Source organism: Mesorhizobium sp. BHbdii (assembly GCF_053848045.1).
In genome coordinates this window covers 201,426-216,428 of the sequence record NZ_JBSPKX010000004.1, presented here as the reverse complement: position 1 = coordinate 216,428, position 15,003 = coordinate 201,426, and the positions used below count along the sequence as shown (strand labels likewise).

Below are 15,003 nucleotides of genomic sequence, written 5' to 3'. Positions count from 1 at the left end.
GGAAAAAATACCTTCTCCGTTCTAACCGGTGGCCGTGATTTTGTCCACCACCGAAGGCGGCGTCACGCCGCCTTCTTGGCTTCGCTCCTGGCATAGGGATCGAAGCGTTCGTAGAAAGTGTCGCCCTTCTCCGCCATGTCGAGCAGGAGCTTGGGCGCCTTGAACTCGGCGCCGTACTTCTTTTGCAGGCCCTTGGCGATCTTGACGAATTTCTTTGCGCCGATGCCGTCGATGTAGGACAGCACGCCGCCGGTAAAGGGCGCGAAGCCGAAGGCGAGGATCGAGCCGACATCGGCTTCGCGCGGATCGGTGACGATGCCCTCCTCCATCACCCGCGCCGCCTCTAGCGCGATGGTGACCAGGAGCCGCTGCTTCAGTTCCTCATAGTCGACCTTTCCAGGCGCCAACTGCGGATAGAGATCCTTCAGGCCCGGCCACAACTTCTTCTTGGCAGGCTTTTGCGGATAGTCGTAAAAACCCTTGCCGTTCTTGCGGCCAAAGCGACCATGCGTGTCGACCAGCGTGTTGATCAGCGCCATCTGCTTCGGGTCGACCGCGTTTTCGCCGAGATCGCGCATGGTCTGCTTCATGATCTTCTGCGCGAGGTCGATCGCCGTTTCGTCCGTGAGCGCCAAAGGACCGACCGGCATGCCGGCGGCCTTCGCCGCGTTCTCGATCATCGGCGCCGGAACACCCTCGATCAGCATCTTGTAGGCTTCCGACATGTAGCGCAGCACGCAGCGGTTGACGTAGAAGCCGCGCGTGTCGTTGACGACGATCGGCGTCTTCTTGATGGCGCGGACGAAGTCGATCGCGGCGGCCAGCGCCTTGTCGCCCGTCTTCTTGCCCAAAATGATCTCGACCAGCATCATCTTGTCGACCGGCGAGAAGAAATGGATGCCGATAAAATTCTTCGGCCGCGCCGAAATCTTCGCCAGCGACGTGATCGGGATGGTGGACGTGTTCGACGCGAAGACCGCCGACGGCTTCAGCATGGCCTCCGCCTTTTCGGTGGCGTCCTTCTTGACGCCCGAATCCTCGAACACCGCCTCGACCACCAGGTCGCAGCCTGCGAGGTCGGCATAGTCTGCCGTCGGCGTGATCAGCGACAGCAGCCTGTCCTTGTCCTCTGGCTTGGCGCGGCCCTTCCTGACCTGATCCGAGATCAGGCTGTCCGAATGCGCCTTGCCCTTGGCGGCAGCTTCCATGTCGCGGTCGAGCAGCACCACCGGAATGCCGGCCTTGGCCGTGACATAGGCGATGCCGGCACCCATGAAACCGGCGCCGAGCACGCCGATCTTCTTGAACTTGGTTTCCGGCACGCCGCTCGGACGACGCGCGCCCTTGTTCAGTTCCTGCAGCGACACGAACAGCGAGCGGATCATCGCCGCCGCTTCCCTGGTCTGCATGATCTCGGTGAAATAGCGCTGCTCGATGCGCAAGGCGGTGTCGAACGGCACCAGCAGGCCTTCATAGACGCATTTCAGGATGGCGGCGGCGGCAGGGTAGTTGCCATAGGTCTCGCGACGCAGGATGGCGATTGCCGGAGGCCACAGATTGGCGCCGGCCACCGAATAGACCGGGCCGCCGGGCAACTTGAAGCCCTTCTCGTCCCACGGCGCCACCGGCTTCAAGCCATTTTTGATCATTGCTTTGGCGGTTTCGACCAGCTTTTTCGGCTCGGCGATCTCGTGGATCAGGCCCATCGACTTGGCCTTCTGCGGCGACAGCGTCTGGCCGGAGGTCAGCATCTGCAGCGCCTGCTGCTGGTCGGTCAGCCGCGGCACGCGCTGGGTGCCGCCGGCGCCCGGGAAGATGCCGATCTTCACTTCGGGGAGCGCCATCTTGACCTTGTCGGAATCGGCCGCGACACGGCCATGGCAAGCGAGCGACAGCTCGAATGCGCCGCCCATGCAGGTTCCGTTGATCGCCGACACCCACGGCTTGCCTGAGGTTTCCAGTTTGCGGAACAGGCCGGTCATATAGCCGGCATTTTCGAACAGCGCCTTGGTCGCCTTGTCCAGGTCCTTGGCTTTGTTGGCGGCGAAGGTCGCCAACATCTTCTGCAGCATGGTGATGTCGGCGCCGCCAGAGAAACTATCCTTGCCGGAGGTGATCACCGCCCCCTTTGTCGCCGCGTCGCTCGCCACCTTGTCGACGATGGCGTTCAGTTCCAGCATCGCTTCTTCGGTGAAGACGTTCATCGAGCGGCCAGGCATATCCCAGGTGACCAGCGCGATGCCGTCAGCGTCGATGTCGAGGGTGAAATTGGTGTAGCTCATCGTCTTTCTCCCGGTCAGACGCGTTCGATGATCGTTGCGGTGCCCATGCCGGCGCCGATGCAGAGCGTCACCAGCGCGGTGTTCAGGTCGCGGCGCTCCAGTTCGTCCAGCACCGTTCCGAAGATCATCGCACCTGTCGCGCCGAGCGGATGGCCCATGGCGATGGCGCCGCCATTGACGTTGATCCTATCGTGCGAAATGTCGAAAGCCTGCATGTAGCGCAGCACCACCGAGGCGAACGCCTCGTTGAGCTCGAACAGGTCGATGTCCGACAGCTTCATCCTGGCGCGCTTCAGCAGCTTCTCGGTCACGTCAACCGGACCGGTCAGCATCAGCACCGGTTCCGAGCCGATATTGGCGAATGCACGGATGCGCGCGCGCGGCTTCAGGCCGAGCGACTTTCCAGCCTTCTTGGAGCCGAGCAGAACGGCCGCCGCGCCATCGACGATGCCGGACGAATTGCCGGCGTGGTGGACGTGATTGACCTCCTCCACCTCGGGATGCTTCTGCACCGCGACGGCATCGAAGCCGCCCATTTCGCCGGGCATGACGAAGGACGGGTTGAGTGCGGCCAGCGACTGCATATCGGTCGAAGGCCGCATGTGCTCGTCGTGGTCGAGGATGGTCAGGCCGTTCTGATCCTTGATCGAGATCACCGAATTCTTGAAGCGGCCTTCGCCCCAGGCTTTGGCGGCGCGCTTCTGGCTCTCGACCGCATAGGCGTCGACGTCGTCGCGCGAAAAGCCGTATTTCGTGGCGATCAGATCGGCCGAGATGCCTTGCGGCACAAACCAGCCCGGCAGGCCGACCGAAGGATCCATGAACCAGGCGCCGCCGGATGCGCCCATACCGACGCGCGACATCGATTCGACGCCGCCGGCGATGACGATCTCGTCGGCGCCTTGCGCGATTTTGGCCGCCCCGAAATTGATGGCGTCCAGGCCAGAGGCGCAGAAACGCGAGATCTGCATGCCGGGCGCTTTCGTGTCGTAACCCGCCTCGAAGGCGGCGGCACGCGGAATGACAGAACCCGCCTCGCCGACCGGGTCAACGCAACCGAAGATGATGTCGTCGACGATGCCGGTATTCAGCCCATTGCGGTCGCGGATCGCCTCAAGCACCTTGGCGCCGAGCCGCACCGCCGGCACCTCGTGCAGCGAGCCATCCTTCTTGCCCCTGCCGCGCGGCGTTCGCACTGCGTCATAGACATAAGCTTCGGCCATTTTCCTGCTCCTTGGTTTGCCGAAAAGTCGCTCAGAGAGAGCGTCCAATCAGCAATTTCATGATCTCGTTGGTGCCGCCGTAGATACGCTGGACGCGAGCGTCGCGGAACATGCGGGCGATCGGATACTCATTCATGTAGCCATAGCCGCCATGCAATTGAAGGCACTCGTCGACGACTTTTCCCTGGAGGTCGGACAGCCAGTATTTGGCCATCGAGGCCGTCGCCGGGTCGAGGCCACCATTGATATGGCGTGTGACGCAGTCGTTGTAGAAGACCCGGCCGATGGTAGCTTCGGTCTTCAGTTCGGCAAGCTTGAACTGGGTATTCTGGAATTCGATAATCGCCTTGCCGAAGGCTTTGCGCTCCTTGACGTAGTCGATGGTCAACGCCAGCGCCCGCTCGATCATGGCGATGGCGCCAGTGCCGATCTGCAGCCGCTCCTGCGGCAATTGCTGCATCAGCTGGACGAAGCCCTGGCCTTCCTCGTGGCCGAGCAGATTGGAGGTCGGCACGCGCATATCGTTGAAGAACAGTTCCGACGTGTCGTTGGCCTTGAGCCCGATCTTGTCGAGGTTGCGGCCACGCTCGAACCCTTCCACCTCGTCGGTCTCGACGACGATCAGCGAAGTGCCCTTGGCGCCCTTCTCCGGATCGGTCTTGGTGACGACTATGATGAAATTGGCGAGCTGGCCGTTGGTGATGAAGGTCTTCGAGCCGTTGACCTTGTACTGGTTGCCATCCTTCTCGGCTCGCGTCTTGACCCCCTGCAGGTCGGAGCCGGCGCCGGGCTCGGTCATGGCGATGGCGCCGATCAGCTCGCCGGTCGCCAGTTTCGGCAGCCATCTCTTCTTCTGCTCTTCCGAGCCATAATGGAGGAGATAAGGGGCGACAATCGAATTGTGCAGGCCGATGCCGAAACCGTCGACGCCGACGTGGCCGATCGCCTCGATGATGGCGCTCTCATGCGCGAATGTCCCGCCCGAACCGCCATATTCCTCCGGCATCGAGGCACAGAGCAGACCGGCCGCGCCCGCCTTCAGCCAGCACTCGCGGTCGACCATCTCGTTCTTCTCGAACTCGTCATAGCGCGGCGCGATCTCTTCCGACATGAAGCGGTGCGCCATGTCGTAGAGCATGCCGACCTCGTCTGCCGCCCAGGTGGGTTTGGGCAAAGCAAGCACTTCGGCAGGATTTGTCGCCACGATTTCCTCCGCGTATCGACAGGTTAAGGCCGGCTGTACCGACGCTGTCGAGCTTAGAACGCTTCCGCCGGCAGTGCCATCAATGTCTCGGCGCCGCTGGAGATGCGGGCGAGATGCGCCGACGTCTCCGGCATAATCCGCTCCATGAAGAAGCGCGCCGTCACCAGCTTGTTGTCGTAGAAGGTCGAAGGCCCATTGGCGCCATTCGCCAATTTCGCCCCGGCTGCCTTGGCCATCTGCGCCCACATGTAGCCCAGCGCCACCAGGCCGAAGAGATGCATGTAGTCGGTCGAGGCGGCGCCGGCGTTGTCGGGCTTGGCCATGCCGTTCTGCATCAGCCACATCGTCGCCGCCTGCAGATCGTTGAGGCCCTTCTTCAGCGCCTTGGTGAAAGGCGCCATCTCCTCGTCGGTGCGGTTCTCCTCGCAGAATTCGCCGACCTCCTTGAAGAAGGCCTGCACGGCGCGGCCGCCATTCAAGGCCAGCTTGCGGCCGACGAGGTCGAGTGCCTGGATGCCGTTGGCGCCTTCGTAAATCATGGCGATGCGGGCATCGCGCACGAACTGGCTCATACCGTGCTCTTCGATGTAGCCGTGGCCGCCGAACACTTGCTGCGCCATCACCGCGTGGTCGAAACCCTTGTCGGTGAGCACGCCCTTGACCACCGGCGTCATCAGGCCGGTGTAGTCGTCGGCAGCCTGGCGGTCCTTGTCGTCACTGGCACGGTGAGCGATGTCCGACTTGATCGCCGTCCACAGCGCCAGCGCGCGGCCGGCCTCGTTGAAGGCCTTCATGGTCATCAGGCTGCGGCGGATGTCGGGATGGACGATGATCGGATCGGCTTTCTTGTCCGGCGCCTTCGGCCCGGACAACGAGCGACCCTGCAGGCGATCCTTGGCATAGGACACAGCGTTCTGGTAGGCGACCTCCGACAGAGAAAGCCCTTGCAGGCCGACGCCGAGCCGGGCCTCGTTCATCATCGTGAACATGGCCTTCAGCCCGCCATTGGCCTCGCCGAGCAGCGTGCCTTGCGCCTCGTCATAGTTCATGACGCAGGTCGAATTGCCATGGATGCCCATCTTCTCCTCGATCGAGCCGCAGGACACGGTGTTCTTCTCGCCAGGATTGCCTGATGCATCGAGCTTGAGCTTCGGCACGATGAACAGCGAAATGCCCTTCACGCCTTCCGGTGCGCCCTCGATGCGGGCCAGCACGAGGTGGACGATGTTGTCCGACATGTCGTGCTCGCCGGCCGATATGAATATCTTCTGGCCTGAGATCCTGTAGGTGCCGTCGCCATTGGGAACCGCCTTAGTGCGCAGCAGGCCGAGATCGGTGCCGCAATGCGGCTCGGTCAGGTTCATGGTGCCTGTCCAGGCGCCCTCGACCAGCTTCGGCAGCCAGATCGCCTTCTGCTCGTCGGTGCCGTGAGTAATGATCGCCGCGATCGCGCCCTGCGTCAGGCCGGGATACATCATCAGCGACATGTTGGCCGAAACCATATATTCGGAAACAGCAGTATGCACCGCGTAAGGCAGACCCTGGCCGCCAAATTCGACGGGTGCGGCCAGTCCCATCCAGCCGCCATCGCGATACTGGTCGAAGGCCTCCTTGAAGCCTTTCGGGGTACTCACCGAGCCATTGTCATGGCGCGCGCAACCTTCCATGTCACCGACGCGGTTCAGCGGCTGCATGACGTTTTCGGCGAGCTTGGCGCCCTCGGCGAGGATGGCCTCGACCACATCCGGCGCCGCGTCGGAAAATCCGGGAAGGTTGGAATAGCGTTGGTAGCCCAGTACCTCGTTCAGCACAAACAGTGTGTCCTGGACCGGCGCCCTGTAGATCGGCATGCGTTTCCTCCACCATGCGGCCTTGGCCCCGAAATCAAGCCCCAAGATGAAGTCAGGGACAGCATGCGGACCAATGTTCAGGTCGGGGATAGCAAAAGTTGACGTTTGCGTAAACGTCAATTTTTTGATGCGACAAATTTTCCCGAAGTCTCACCCGTGAGCGTAGCGGCGCTACACCGTTGAAGCCAGTGCGGAACAGATTGAAATGTAGTCCTCCCGACGCAGCCGGAAGACAGAAAGAGCCGCGCGGCCAAGGCCACACGGCTCTCATTCGTCAGAAGCCCGGTCACCGGAAGCCGGCGAGATCGAATTATCCGGCGACGCTGGCCTGCGGCGCCGCACGTTCGCTCAGCATCTGACGCACCGCCGCCATCGAGTTGCTCAATTCGTTGATGGCATCGTCGATCAGCGCCCGCTGCTTCTGCAGACGGGCAAGCTGCTTCTCCGACTTGTCGAGCGCCAGTCGCAACTGCTTGGTGTTGGAGCCTGTCGGATCATACAGATCCATCATCTGCTTGACGTCGCGCAGCGAGAATCCGACCTTGCGGCCGAGCAGGATCAGCTTCAGCCGCGCCTTGTCGCGGCGCGTGTAGAGACGGGTCGAGCCGTCGCGCTGCGGATTGAGAAGGCCCTTGTCCTCGTAAAAACGCAGCGTGCGCAGCGTTACTCCGTATTTCTTGGCCATTTCGCCGATGCGGACAAGATCCTCGCCGGCTTTATCAGACATGTCATTAGCATTGGCCGCGGCTGCGCCGGGCGAAACAAGTTTCATGGTCACTGGCTTTCCCCATCTGGTGGCGTCGCGGTCCCGGACCTTGCGTCGCCTGAGTGGAAGCGGGGGCGTGCTTCCACTCGTGGTTTCAACAAACAAATCGCAAACGGCACAGTCTGTGCACCCTTACGTTTACGTCAATTCTATACCGATAGCCGCCTCACGAAGCAAGGGCGTTGTGGGGAGGAACTTTTTGCCGCATCCGCCAGCGCACGGCCCGGCGGCGCTTTGGGCGGCCCGCCAACGTTGTAACTTCTTAAGCTTAGTTAACGCGTTGTTTACCACGTTGGGCGAAATGTGCGCATGTCGGTTACCCGTGTTTATCCTGTAGCGAATTTTTCACGGTTTTTCGGAGCGCGGGTGAAACCCGGGAAGTTGGTCTTCCGCCGCAGCAAAGCCGCGCGGCCGCCTTCGTTTCCGGCAGGACTTTGGGAAACTGGTCGTAAGCCAGCAGTAATTCTGAACGGGCGCATCGATGAACAGCAAGCGGTCCTATCTCGATACACTCAACGCCGGCAGGCAGCGCAGGCCGCACACCACGCTTGAACAGCTCAACCGTTCCCTGGAAACGCTGGAGCAGCGGCTGGAGCGGACGCGCGAGGACATGAGCGAGCGTCTCGATCCGCGCCGGCCGAGCGCGGAGCCGCGCTATGCCAGCGCCCGACCCGATGAGGATCCGCGCCTCGCACAGCCGCCGAAAAGCCCGGCGCCGGCTACCTTCGACCAAAGTTACCAGGCCATCGCCCGCGATATCGACCGCGTGCGCGGCCAAGAAGACGGCGTCGCCGTGGTCGGCAAGATCGCCGGCGAATTGCGCGGTCTGCGCGAGGAACTGCGCCACCAGATGACCGCCGGCCTGCAGCGCGAATTCGAAGCGCTGCGCAAGGACATCGAGCGGGCTTTCCAGGCAAGCCCCCAGCCCGGTGGCCAATCGGGGGGAGGCAAAGGCAGCGCCGAACTCGGCGTCGAGTTCGAGCGGCTTTCCAGCGCCATCCAGACCCTTGCCGAAAAGAGCGACGACAGAAGCGTCAACATGCTCCGGCTCGAGCTGGAGCAGGTCAAGGCCGCGCTCGACACGTTGGCGCGCGAGGAGAGCGTGCAGGCGGTCGGCCGCCGCTGGGACGATTTCGACCGCCGCTGGACCGCGTTCGAGGATCGTGTCGATGCCGATCAGCGCAAGTCGTCGGACGCACCCGGGCTTTCGATGCTGACCGACCGGCTCGAACAGATCAGCAATGCCGTCAACAATTTGCCGGAATCACTGTCGCTGCGGTCGCTCGAAGAAAAGGTCCGCACGCTTGCCGGTGCCATAGATCATTTCGCCAGGCAGCAGGACAATCGCGGCAGCAGCACATTCGCTATGATCGACGAGCGGCTGGACGAGATTTCCCGCGCTATCGTCGCATCCACCGTCGCCGCGCAGGCCAATTCATTCGACCCCGAACCCTTCGAACGAATCGAGAAGCGAATCGCCTCGCTTGCCCAGCAAATCGAGGAAGTCACGCAAGTTCACCCCAGCGGCGAGGTTATCGACCGCCTCAACATGCTGTCGAGCCGGGTCGACGATCTTGCCGGCCGGGCCAATTTGCCGGAGCAGGCGATGGAGCGTCTCGACAAGCAGATCGCGCTCATTGCCGACAAGATCGACAGGGCGCCTGCCATGCCGGATGCCGACTACATCTTCCAGGGGCTGGAGCAACGTTTCGACGTGCTGTCCGGCATGATAGAGCGCCGCCAAGGCGACGCGATCGAACAAGGCAACATGCTGTTTCGTGATCTCGAGCGCCGGCTGGACGAAGTCGTCGACAGGCTGGACCAACGTGTGCCGCAGATCGACGGGGCCGGCATCATGGACGCCATCGACGCCCGCTTCAGCGCGCTGGCCCAGCGCATGGAAACGCGCGTTCGCGATTCCGCAAGCGAAGCGGCGATCCGTGGCCTGGAAGGCCGCCTCGAAGATATTTCAAGCCGGCTGGATTCATCCGCGGCACAAGTCGCCGGCATCGACCCGGCCCTGATCCGCAGCCTGGAGGCGCAAGTCGCGGGTCTGTCGGCGCATCTTTCGAAGCCCGGCACGCCACTGCCGGAATTCGAGGACATCAGCCCTCGTCTCAACGAAATCGAGAAGTCGCTGGCTGGCACCCGCGATTCCATCCTCAGCGCGGCGCGCGAGGCCGCCGAGAGCGCCGTCCGTTCGCTGGCCGGCTCCAGTGCCAACACGGCGGCCGTCTCTGGCCTCGCCCAGGATCTGAAGACGCTCGAAGCACTGACGCGCCGTTCCGACGAGCGCAATTCGAGGACCTTCGAGGCCATTCACGACACGCTGCTCAAGATCGTCGACCGACTGGGCTCGCTGGAAACCGGCGAGGCGACCGAAGCCGCGAGCGAGTTCACGCAGCCTGCTGCGCCGGTGCGCGCGCGGGCGGCACGAGCCTCCAAGATCACGGTCCAGGACGCGCCGTCCATGGATATCGACCAGCCATTACCGCTGACTGGAGACATGGCCGACCTTGACAGCCGTGCCAATGCTGTCATGCGCAATGAGCCAGACCCGCGCACGCCGGCCGAAGCCGCTGCGGCCGCGGCCATGGCGGCGCTTGGTTCGGATACGGTGACGGAGAAAAGTGAGCGGCCCGGTGGGCGGAAGTCGATGCTCGGCGGACTGGCGCGCGCCTTCAAGGGTAAGAAGGAGGCAGACGTTCCACCGCTTGCCGGCTTGGCGCCTGATGTCGAGATACCGAGCGCCGATCTCGACGAGCCGCTGGATCCGAAGGTTGCCAACCGGCCGCTGGAGCCCGGCTCCGGCCCCCCCGACCTCAACGCCATCATGAAACGCGTGCGCGACGAACGCGGACCGCCGGTCAGGGCCGGCAATGCCGATGCATCGAAATCCGACTTCATCGCCGCAGCCAGACGCGCGGCGCAAGCGGCCGCTGCCGAGGCCGACGCTCTCAAGCGGCAATCGACGATGAGCGGCCCGGTGAAGGCGCTCAGGATCGGCGACCTGCTCAAGGCGCGGCGCAAGCCGATCCTGATGGCGGCCGCCGCAGTCATGCTAGCGCTCGCCGGCTTACAATTGGGCAAGGCCTTCTTCTCGGATCCCGTTGAAATAGCCAGCAATGATGCGGCGCCGGTCGTGGCCGCGCAGCCGGCGGAAACCGTGTCGGCCGGTACCGCCAGCGAGCCGAAGACGGATGCGCAAACTGCAGCACAGGACAGCGCGCCGGCTCGCGCCGTCCGGCAAGCAGAACCGTCGGAATCGATAGCCGAGGACGACATGCCGGCACCGGCCGCTCGCGCCGCGCTGTCGGACGCCGGAACGACGATGGGCACCGCACCCGAGGCTGAACCCGTTCCTGTGCCCATGACTCCAACGGCGCCGCCCGATCCGGCGGCGGCGAACGTGACAGCCTTGGCACCTGCGGGCCCGACGGCTCCGGACACCGATCCAATGGCCACAGCGCGGGTCGCCACGCCCGCGACCCAAGTGATGACCGGCACGGTCACACCTGCGGATGCTTCGACAGCGGCGGCCACTGCCAACATCGACATCCCAGCCGACGCCGGCCCAGCTGCCTTGCGTGACGCAGCGGCCGGCGGCGACGCCAAGGCGTTGTTCGAGATCGGCTCGCGCTACGCCGAATCGCGCGGCGTCAAGCAAGACATGGCAGCTGCCGCCAAATGGTATGAGAAATCAGCCGAACTCGGCTTCGCACCGGCGGAATACCGGATCGGCAACTTCTATGAGAAAGGCACCGGGGTCGCGCGCGACGTCAAGAAGGCGAAGACCTGGTACCAGCTCGCCGCGGCTCAGGGCAACGCCAGCGCCATGCACAATCTCGCCGTGCTCTTTGCCATGGCTGCGGACGGAGTGACCGACAATGAATCCGCCGCGCACTGGTTCCAGGCCGCCGCCGAGCTCGGCGTCAAGGACAGCCAGTTCAATCTCGGCATCCTGGCGGCGAAGGGCGTCGGCATGAAGCAGAATCTCGAAGAATCCTACAAATGGTTCGCACTCGTCGCCAAGACCGGCGACAAGGATGCGGCGGCAAAGCGCGACGAGATCGCCAAGGCGCTCAGGCCCGAGCAGCTCGAACGCGCACGCGCCGCCGCCGAACTGTGGAAGGCAGAGCCGATCGATCCTGCGGCCAATTCGGCCGACATTCCCGAATCATGGCAGGACGGCACGCCGCAGACGACCGCCAGCGTCGACATGAAGAAAGTCGTTCAGAATATCCAGCGCATTCTCAACAAGAACGGCTATGAGGCCGGCAATGCCGACGGCGTGATGGGCCAGAAAACCAAGGATGCCATCATGGCTTTCCAGACCGACAACGATCTGCAGGCGACGGGCGCCGTCGACGAAAAACTGGTCAAGGCACTGCTTGCGCGCAAATAACGTCAGATGCGTCGTTTCCGCGACGCCGTTGCCACACATTTGCCTGTTAACTGATTGAGTTGTTTTTTGTTTCGGCGGCGTGGCGAGGTTTGACTTCGCCGCCCGGCCGGCGCAAGAACGAGATAGCCTTTTTGGCGCGAAATGCCCGCAACGGTTGCATTCGCCGAGAGGCAAACTGATCGAGACTGACGGGTGGGCATCTATCTCCCGATCGCGGAACTTTCCGTCAACATTTTCGTGCTGCTGGCCATGGGCGCGGCAGTGGGCTTCCTGTCGGGCATGTTCGGAGTGGGCGGCGGCTTCCTCATCACGCCGCTGCTGATCTTCTACAACATACCGCCGGCGATCGCGGTCGCCACCGGCGCCAACCAAGTCATCGCCTCCTCCTTCTCCGGCGCATTGTCGCATGTGAAGCGCGGCACGCTCGACTTCAAGCTCGGCGGTGTGCTTTTGGCAGGCGGCATCGTCGGCTCAACCGGCGGCATCTTTGTCTTTGGTTTCTTGCGCCGGCTCGGCCAGCTCGACCTGTTCATCTCGCTGCTCTATGTCGTGCTGCTTGGCACCGTCGGCGGGCTGATGCTGGTCGAGAGCGTCAATGCGCTGCGCGCCACCCGCAGCGGCGCGGCACCGGTGCTAAAGAAATCCGGCCAGCACAACTGGATCCACCGCTTGCCGCTGAAAATGCGGTTCAGGGCCTCGAAGCTTTTCGTCAGCGTCATCCCGGTGCTCGGCCTCGGCGCTGGCATCGGCTTCCTGTCGTCGATCATGGGCGTCGGCGGCGGTTTCATCATGGTACCGGCGCTGATCTATCTCTTGAAAGTGCCGACCAACGTCGTCATCGGCACGTCGCTATTCCAGATCATCTTCACCTCGGCCTACACGACGCTGGTCCACGCCACCACCAACCAGACAGTAGACGTTATGCTCGCCTTCCTGTTGATGGCGGGCGGCGTCGCCGGCGCGCAATACGGCGCCAAGGCCGGCCAAAGGCTGCGTGGCGAGCAGCTCAGGGCGCTGCTGGCATTGCTGGTGCTGGCGGTCGCAATCCGGCTCGCCATCGATCTGTTCGTGACGCCGCCCAACCTCTATTCCCTGTCCGGCGTGGATCCGACCTGATGGCGGGCTTGAGGGCGTTCTTGGTCGTTGCCTCGCTGTCGCTGTTGGCAGTCGCGTCACCCGGAAAAGCGCAGACGCCAGCTACCGAAAATATCCAGATCGGCCTGTCCACCGACCATGTCTCGATCACCGCCGGCTTTTCCGGCGCCGATCTCACCATCTTCGGCTCACTGGAAAATGCCGACCCGCTTGTCGCGCGCCAGGGGCGCTACGACATCATCGTCGTGCTTGAGGGTCCGGCCCGGCCGGTCGTCGTGCGCCGTAAGGACCGGGTGCTCGGCATCTGGATCAATCTGGAGTCCGAGACCTTCGAGAATGTGCCGGTGTCCTATTCGGTGGCGACGACGCGCCCGCTACAGGACGTCACCGACCCCAACAGCTACAAGCAGCTGTCACTCGGCGCCGCCAACATCTACATGCAGCCGGCCGACGATGGCGACAGTCCAGCGACAATCCAGGAATTCACCGCGGCGCTGCGCGAGCGCAAAACGGCGACCGGCCTCTACAGCGAGAACGTTGGCGGCGTGCAGTTCCTGTCGCAGAACCTGTTTCGCGCCACCGTCAGGCTCGCCCCCAACGTTCCAGTCGGCACCCACAAGGCCCGTGCGTTTCTGTTCAAGAGCGGCCTGTTCATCAAGGAAAGCTCCGCCCAGCTCGAAATCCGCAAGTCCGGTTTCGAACAGTCGATCTTCCGCGTCGCCCACGATTATTCCTTCCTCTACGGCGTCTTCGCCGTGTCGCTAGCCATGCTGACAGGCTGGCTCGGAAGATTGGTCTTCCGAAAGGACTAGGCCTCTTCCGAAAGGTGGTTCCCCTTTTGGGGTTCATGGGTTAGACCGCGACCCCGGCCCGACTGGACACGAGCTGTCGCTCCCACATCAGAATACAGGACTTACGATGCGACCAGCATTCGGCGGTATCGACTTCGGCACTTCGAATTCCACCGTGGGCGTGGTCAGGAACGGGCAGCCGCGGCTGGTGGCGCTGGAAGACGGCGAAGTGACGCTGCCGAGCGCCGTATTCTTCAACTTCGAGGACAACCGCACCTATTTCGGGCGCCGCGCCATCGCCAACTATACCGACGGCATCGAAGGTCGCCTGATGCGCTCGCTGAAGAGCGTGCTCGGCAGTTCACTTGTCCATGAAAAGACGCGGATCAAGGCCCGATCGATCGCCTTTACCGAGATCATCGGTCTGTTCGTCGGCCATCTCAGGAAAAGGCTGGAGGACAATGCCGGCCATACGGTCGAGAGCGTGGTGCTCGGTCGTCCCGTGCAGTTCGTCGACGATGATGCCGAGGCCGATGCCAAGGCTGAAGGTGAACTCGAGAACGCGGCACGCGCCCAGGGCTTCAAGCATATCGCCTTTCAGTTCGAGCCGATCGCGGCGGCGCTCGACTACGAGCAGAAGGTCACGCGGGAAGAACTGGCGCTGATCGTCGACATGGGTGGCGGCACATCCGACTTCTCGATCGTGCGGGTGTCGCCGCAGCGCGCCCGCTCCCTCGATCGCAAAGACGACATTCTGGCGAGCCGAGGCATCCACATCGGCGGGACCGACTTCGACCGGCTGTTGAGCATCGCCCATGTAATGCCGCAGCTCGGCTACCTCTCGCCGACCAAGGACGGCAAGCGCAACTTGCCGGCCAGCTACTTCATCGACCTGGCGACATGGCAGCGCATCAATCTGGTCTACACCCCGAGGGCGATGACGCATCTGCGCCAGATCCGCTACGAGGCGGAACGCGCCGACCTGGTCGACCGTTTCATCCATATCGTCGAGCATCGTTACGGGCACGCGCTGGCTGCTTTGGTTGAAAAGGCCAAGATCGCGCTGACGGAGCAACTTTCTGGTGATGTCGTAGTCGCGCTGCCCGGTGCGAAGTTCGCGGCAGAAATTTCGCGCGCCGGACTCGAAGCCACGATCGTTAGGGAGATCGAACGAGTGGCCGCGACGGTTGGTGAGACCATCCGGGACTCGCAGGTGAAACCATCCGACATCACCGCGGTGTTCCTGACCGGCGGATCGACCGCCATCCCGCTGGCAAGGCAGCAGATATTAGCCTTGTTGCCGCAGGCGTCCGTCATCCAAGGTGACATGTTCGGCTCGGTCGGGCTTGGGCTGGCGCTCGACGCGCAGCGGAAATTCGGCTGACCC

Annotated in this window: 9 protein-coding genes; 4 read left to right on the top strand and 5 right to left on the bottom strand. The window is 63.0% G+C overall.

From position 1 onward, the window contains the following. Positions 1–62: 62 nt before the first annotated feature. The 5 genes from ACWTU8_RS21660 to ACWTU8_RS21640 all read right to left on the bottom strand — a co-directional run bounded on the left by ACWTU8_RS21660 (position 63) and on the right by ACWTU8_RS21640 (position 7,331). Positions 63–2,282 carry a 3-hydroxyacyl-CoA dehydrogenase NAD-binding domain-containing protein gene (locus ACWTU8_RS21660; RefSeq protein ID WP_455849772.1) on the bottom strand — a complete coding sequence of 740 codons (2,220 nt, stop codon included), beginning with the start codon at positions 2,280–2,282 and terminating at the stop codon, positions 63–65. A gap of 14 nt (positions 2,283–2,296) precedes the next feature. Beyond that, positions 2,297–3,505, bottom strand: a complete 1,209-nt coding sequence (locus ACWTU8_RS21655; RefSeq protein WP_455849771.1) for an acetyl-CoA C-acetyltransferase — start codon at positions 3,503–3,505, stop codon at positions 2,297–2,299. A 31-nt stretch (positions 3,506–3,536) separates the two neighbouring features. Next, on the bottom strand, positions 3,537–4,709 hold the full coding sequence (locus tag ACWTU8_RS21650) for an acyl-CoA dehydrogenase family protein (protein WP_455849770.1): 1,173 nt from the start codon (positions 4,707–4,709) through the stop codon (positions 3,537–3,539). 53 nt (positions 4,710–4,762) lie between these two features. Then, entirely contained in the window at positions 4,763–6,559 is a 1,797-nt protein-coding gene (locus ACWTU8_RS21645) for an acyl-CoA dehydrogenase (protein WP_455849769.1), read from the bottom strand. A gap of 310 nt (positions 6,560–6,869) precedes the next feature. After that, entirely contained in the window at positions 6,870–7,331 is a 462-nt protein-coding gene (locus tag ACWTU8_RS21640; protein ID WP_455850020.1) for a MerR family transcriptional regulator, read from the bottom strand. A gap of 475 nt (positions 7,332–7,806) precedes the next feature. On the opposite strand from ACWTU8_RS21640, the gene ACWTU8_RS21635 reads away from it, so the two are divergent. The 4 genes from ACWTU8_RS21635 (at position 7,807) to ACWTU8_RS21620 (ending at position 15,000) form a co-directional block, all read left to right on the top strand. Further along, the gene (locus tag ACWTU8_RS21635) at positions 7,807–11,730 is read left to right on the top strand and encodes a peptidoglycan-binding protein (protein ID WP_455849768.1); all 3,924 of its coding nucleotides are present in this window, start codon (positions 7,807–7,809) and stop codon (positions 11,728–11,730) included. A gap of 192 nt (positions 11,731–11,922) precedes the next feature. Continuing rightward, on the top strand, positions 11,923–12,846 hold the full coding sequence (locus tag ACWTU8_RS21630) for a sulfite exporter TauE/SafE family protein (protein WP_029356872.1): 924 nt from the start codon (positions 11,923–11,925) through the stop codon (positions 12,844–12,846). Continuing rightward, positions 12,846–13,637, top strand: a complete 792-nt coding sequence (locus ACWTU8_RS21625; protein WP_029356874.1) for a TIGR02186 family protein — start codon at positions 12,846–12,848, stop codon at positions 13,635–13,637. The genes ACWTU8_RS21630 and ACWTU8_RS21625 overlap by 1 nt, the downstream gene beginning before the upstream one ends. A gap of 106 nt (positions 13,638–13,743) precedes the next feature. Next, entirely contained in the window at positions 13,744–15,000 is a 1,257-nt protein-coding gene (locus ACWTU8_RS21620) for an Hsp70 family protein (RefSeq protein WP_455849767.1), read from the top strand. The last annotated feature ends 3 nt before the right edge of the window (positions 15,001–15,003 follow it).

What these genes read in the sequence shown, in the direction of transcription:
- ACWTU8_RS21635 (WP_455849768.1), top strand. Translation starts at nt 7,807, where the DNA reads ATGAACAGCAAGCGGTCCTATCTCGATACACTCAACGCCGGCAGGCAG.
- ACWTU8_RS21645 (WP_455849769.1), bottom strand. Translation starts at nt 6,559, where the DNA reads ATGCCGATCTACAGGGCGCCGGTCCAGGACACACTGTTTGTGCTGAAC.
- ACWTU8_RS21655 (WP_455849771.1), bottom strand. Translation starts at nt 3,505, where the DNA reads ATGGCCGAAGCTTATGTCTATGACGCAGTGCGAACGCCGCGCGGCAGG.
- ACWTU8_RS21660 (WP_455849772.1), bottom strand. Translation starts at nt 2,282, where the DNA reads ATGAGCTACACCAATTTCACCCTCGACATCGACGCTGACGGCATCGCG.
- ACWTU8_RS21620 (WP_455849767.1), top strand. Translation starts at nt 13,744, where the DNA reads ATGCGACCAGCATTCGGCGGTATCGACTTCGGCACTTCGAATTCCACC.
- ACWTU8_RS21640 (WP_455850020.1), bottom strand. Translation starts at nt 7,331, where the DNA reads ATGAAACTTGTTTCGCCCGGCGCAGCCGCGGCCAATGCTAATGACATG.
- ACWTU8_RS21625 (WP_029356874.1), top strand. Translation starts at nt 12,846, where the DNA reads ATGGCGGGCTTGAGGGCGTTCTTGGTCGTTGCCTCGCTGTCGCTGTTG.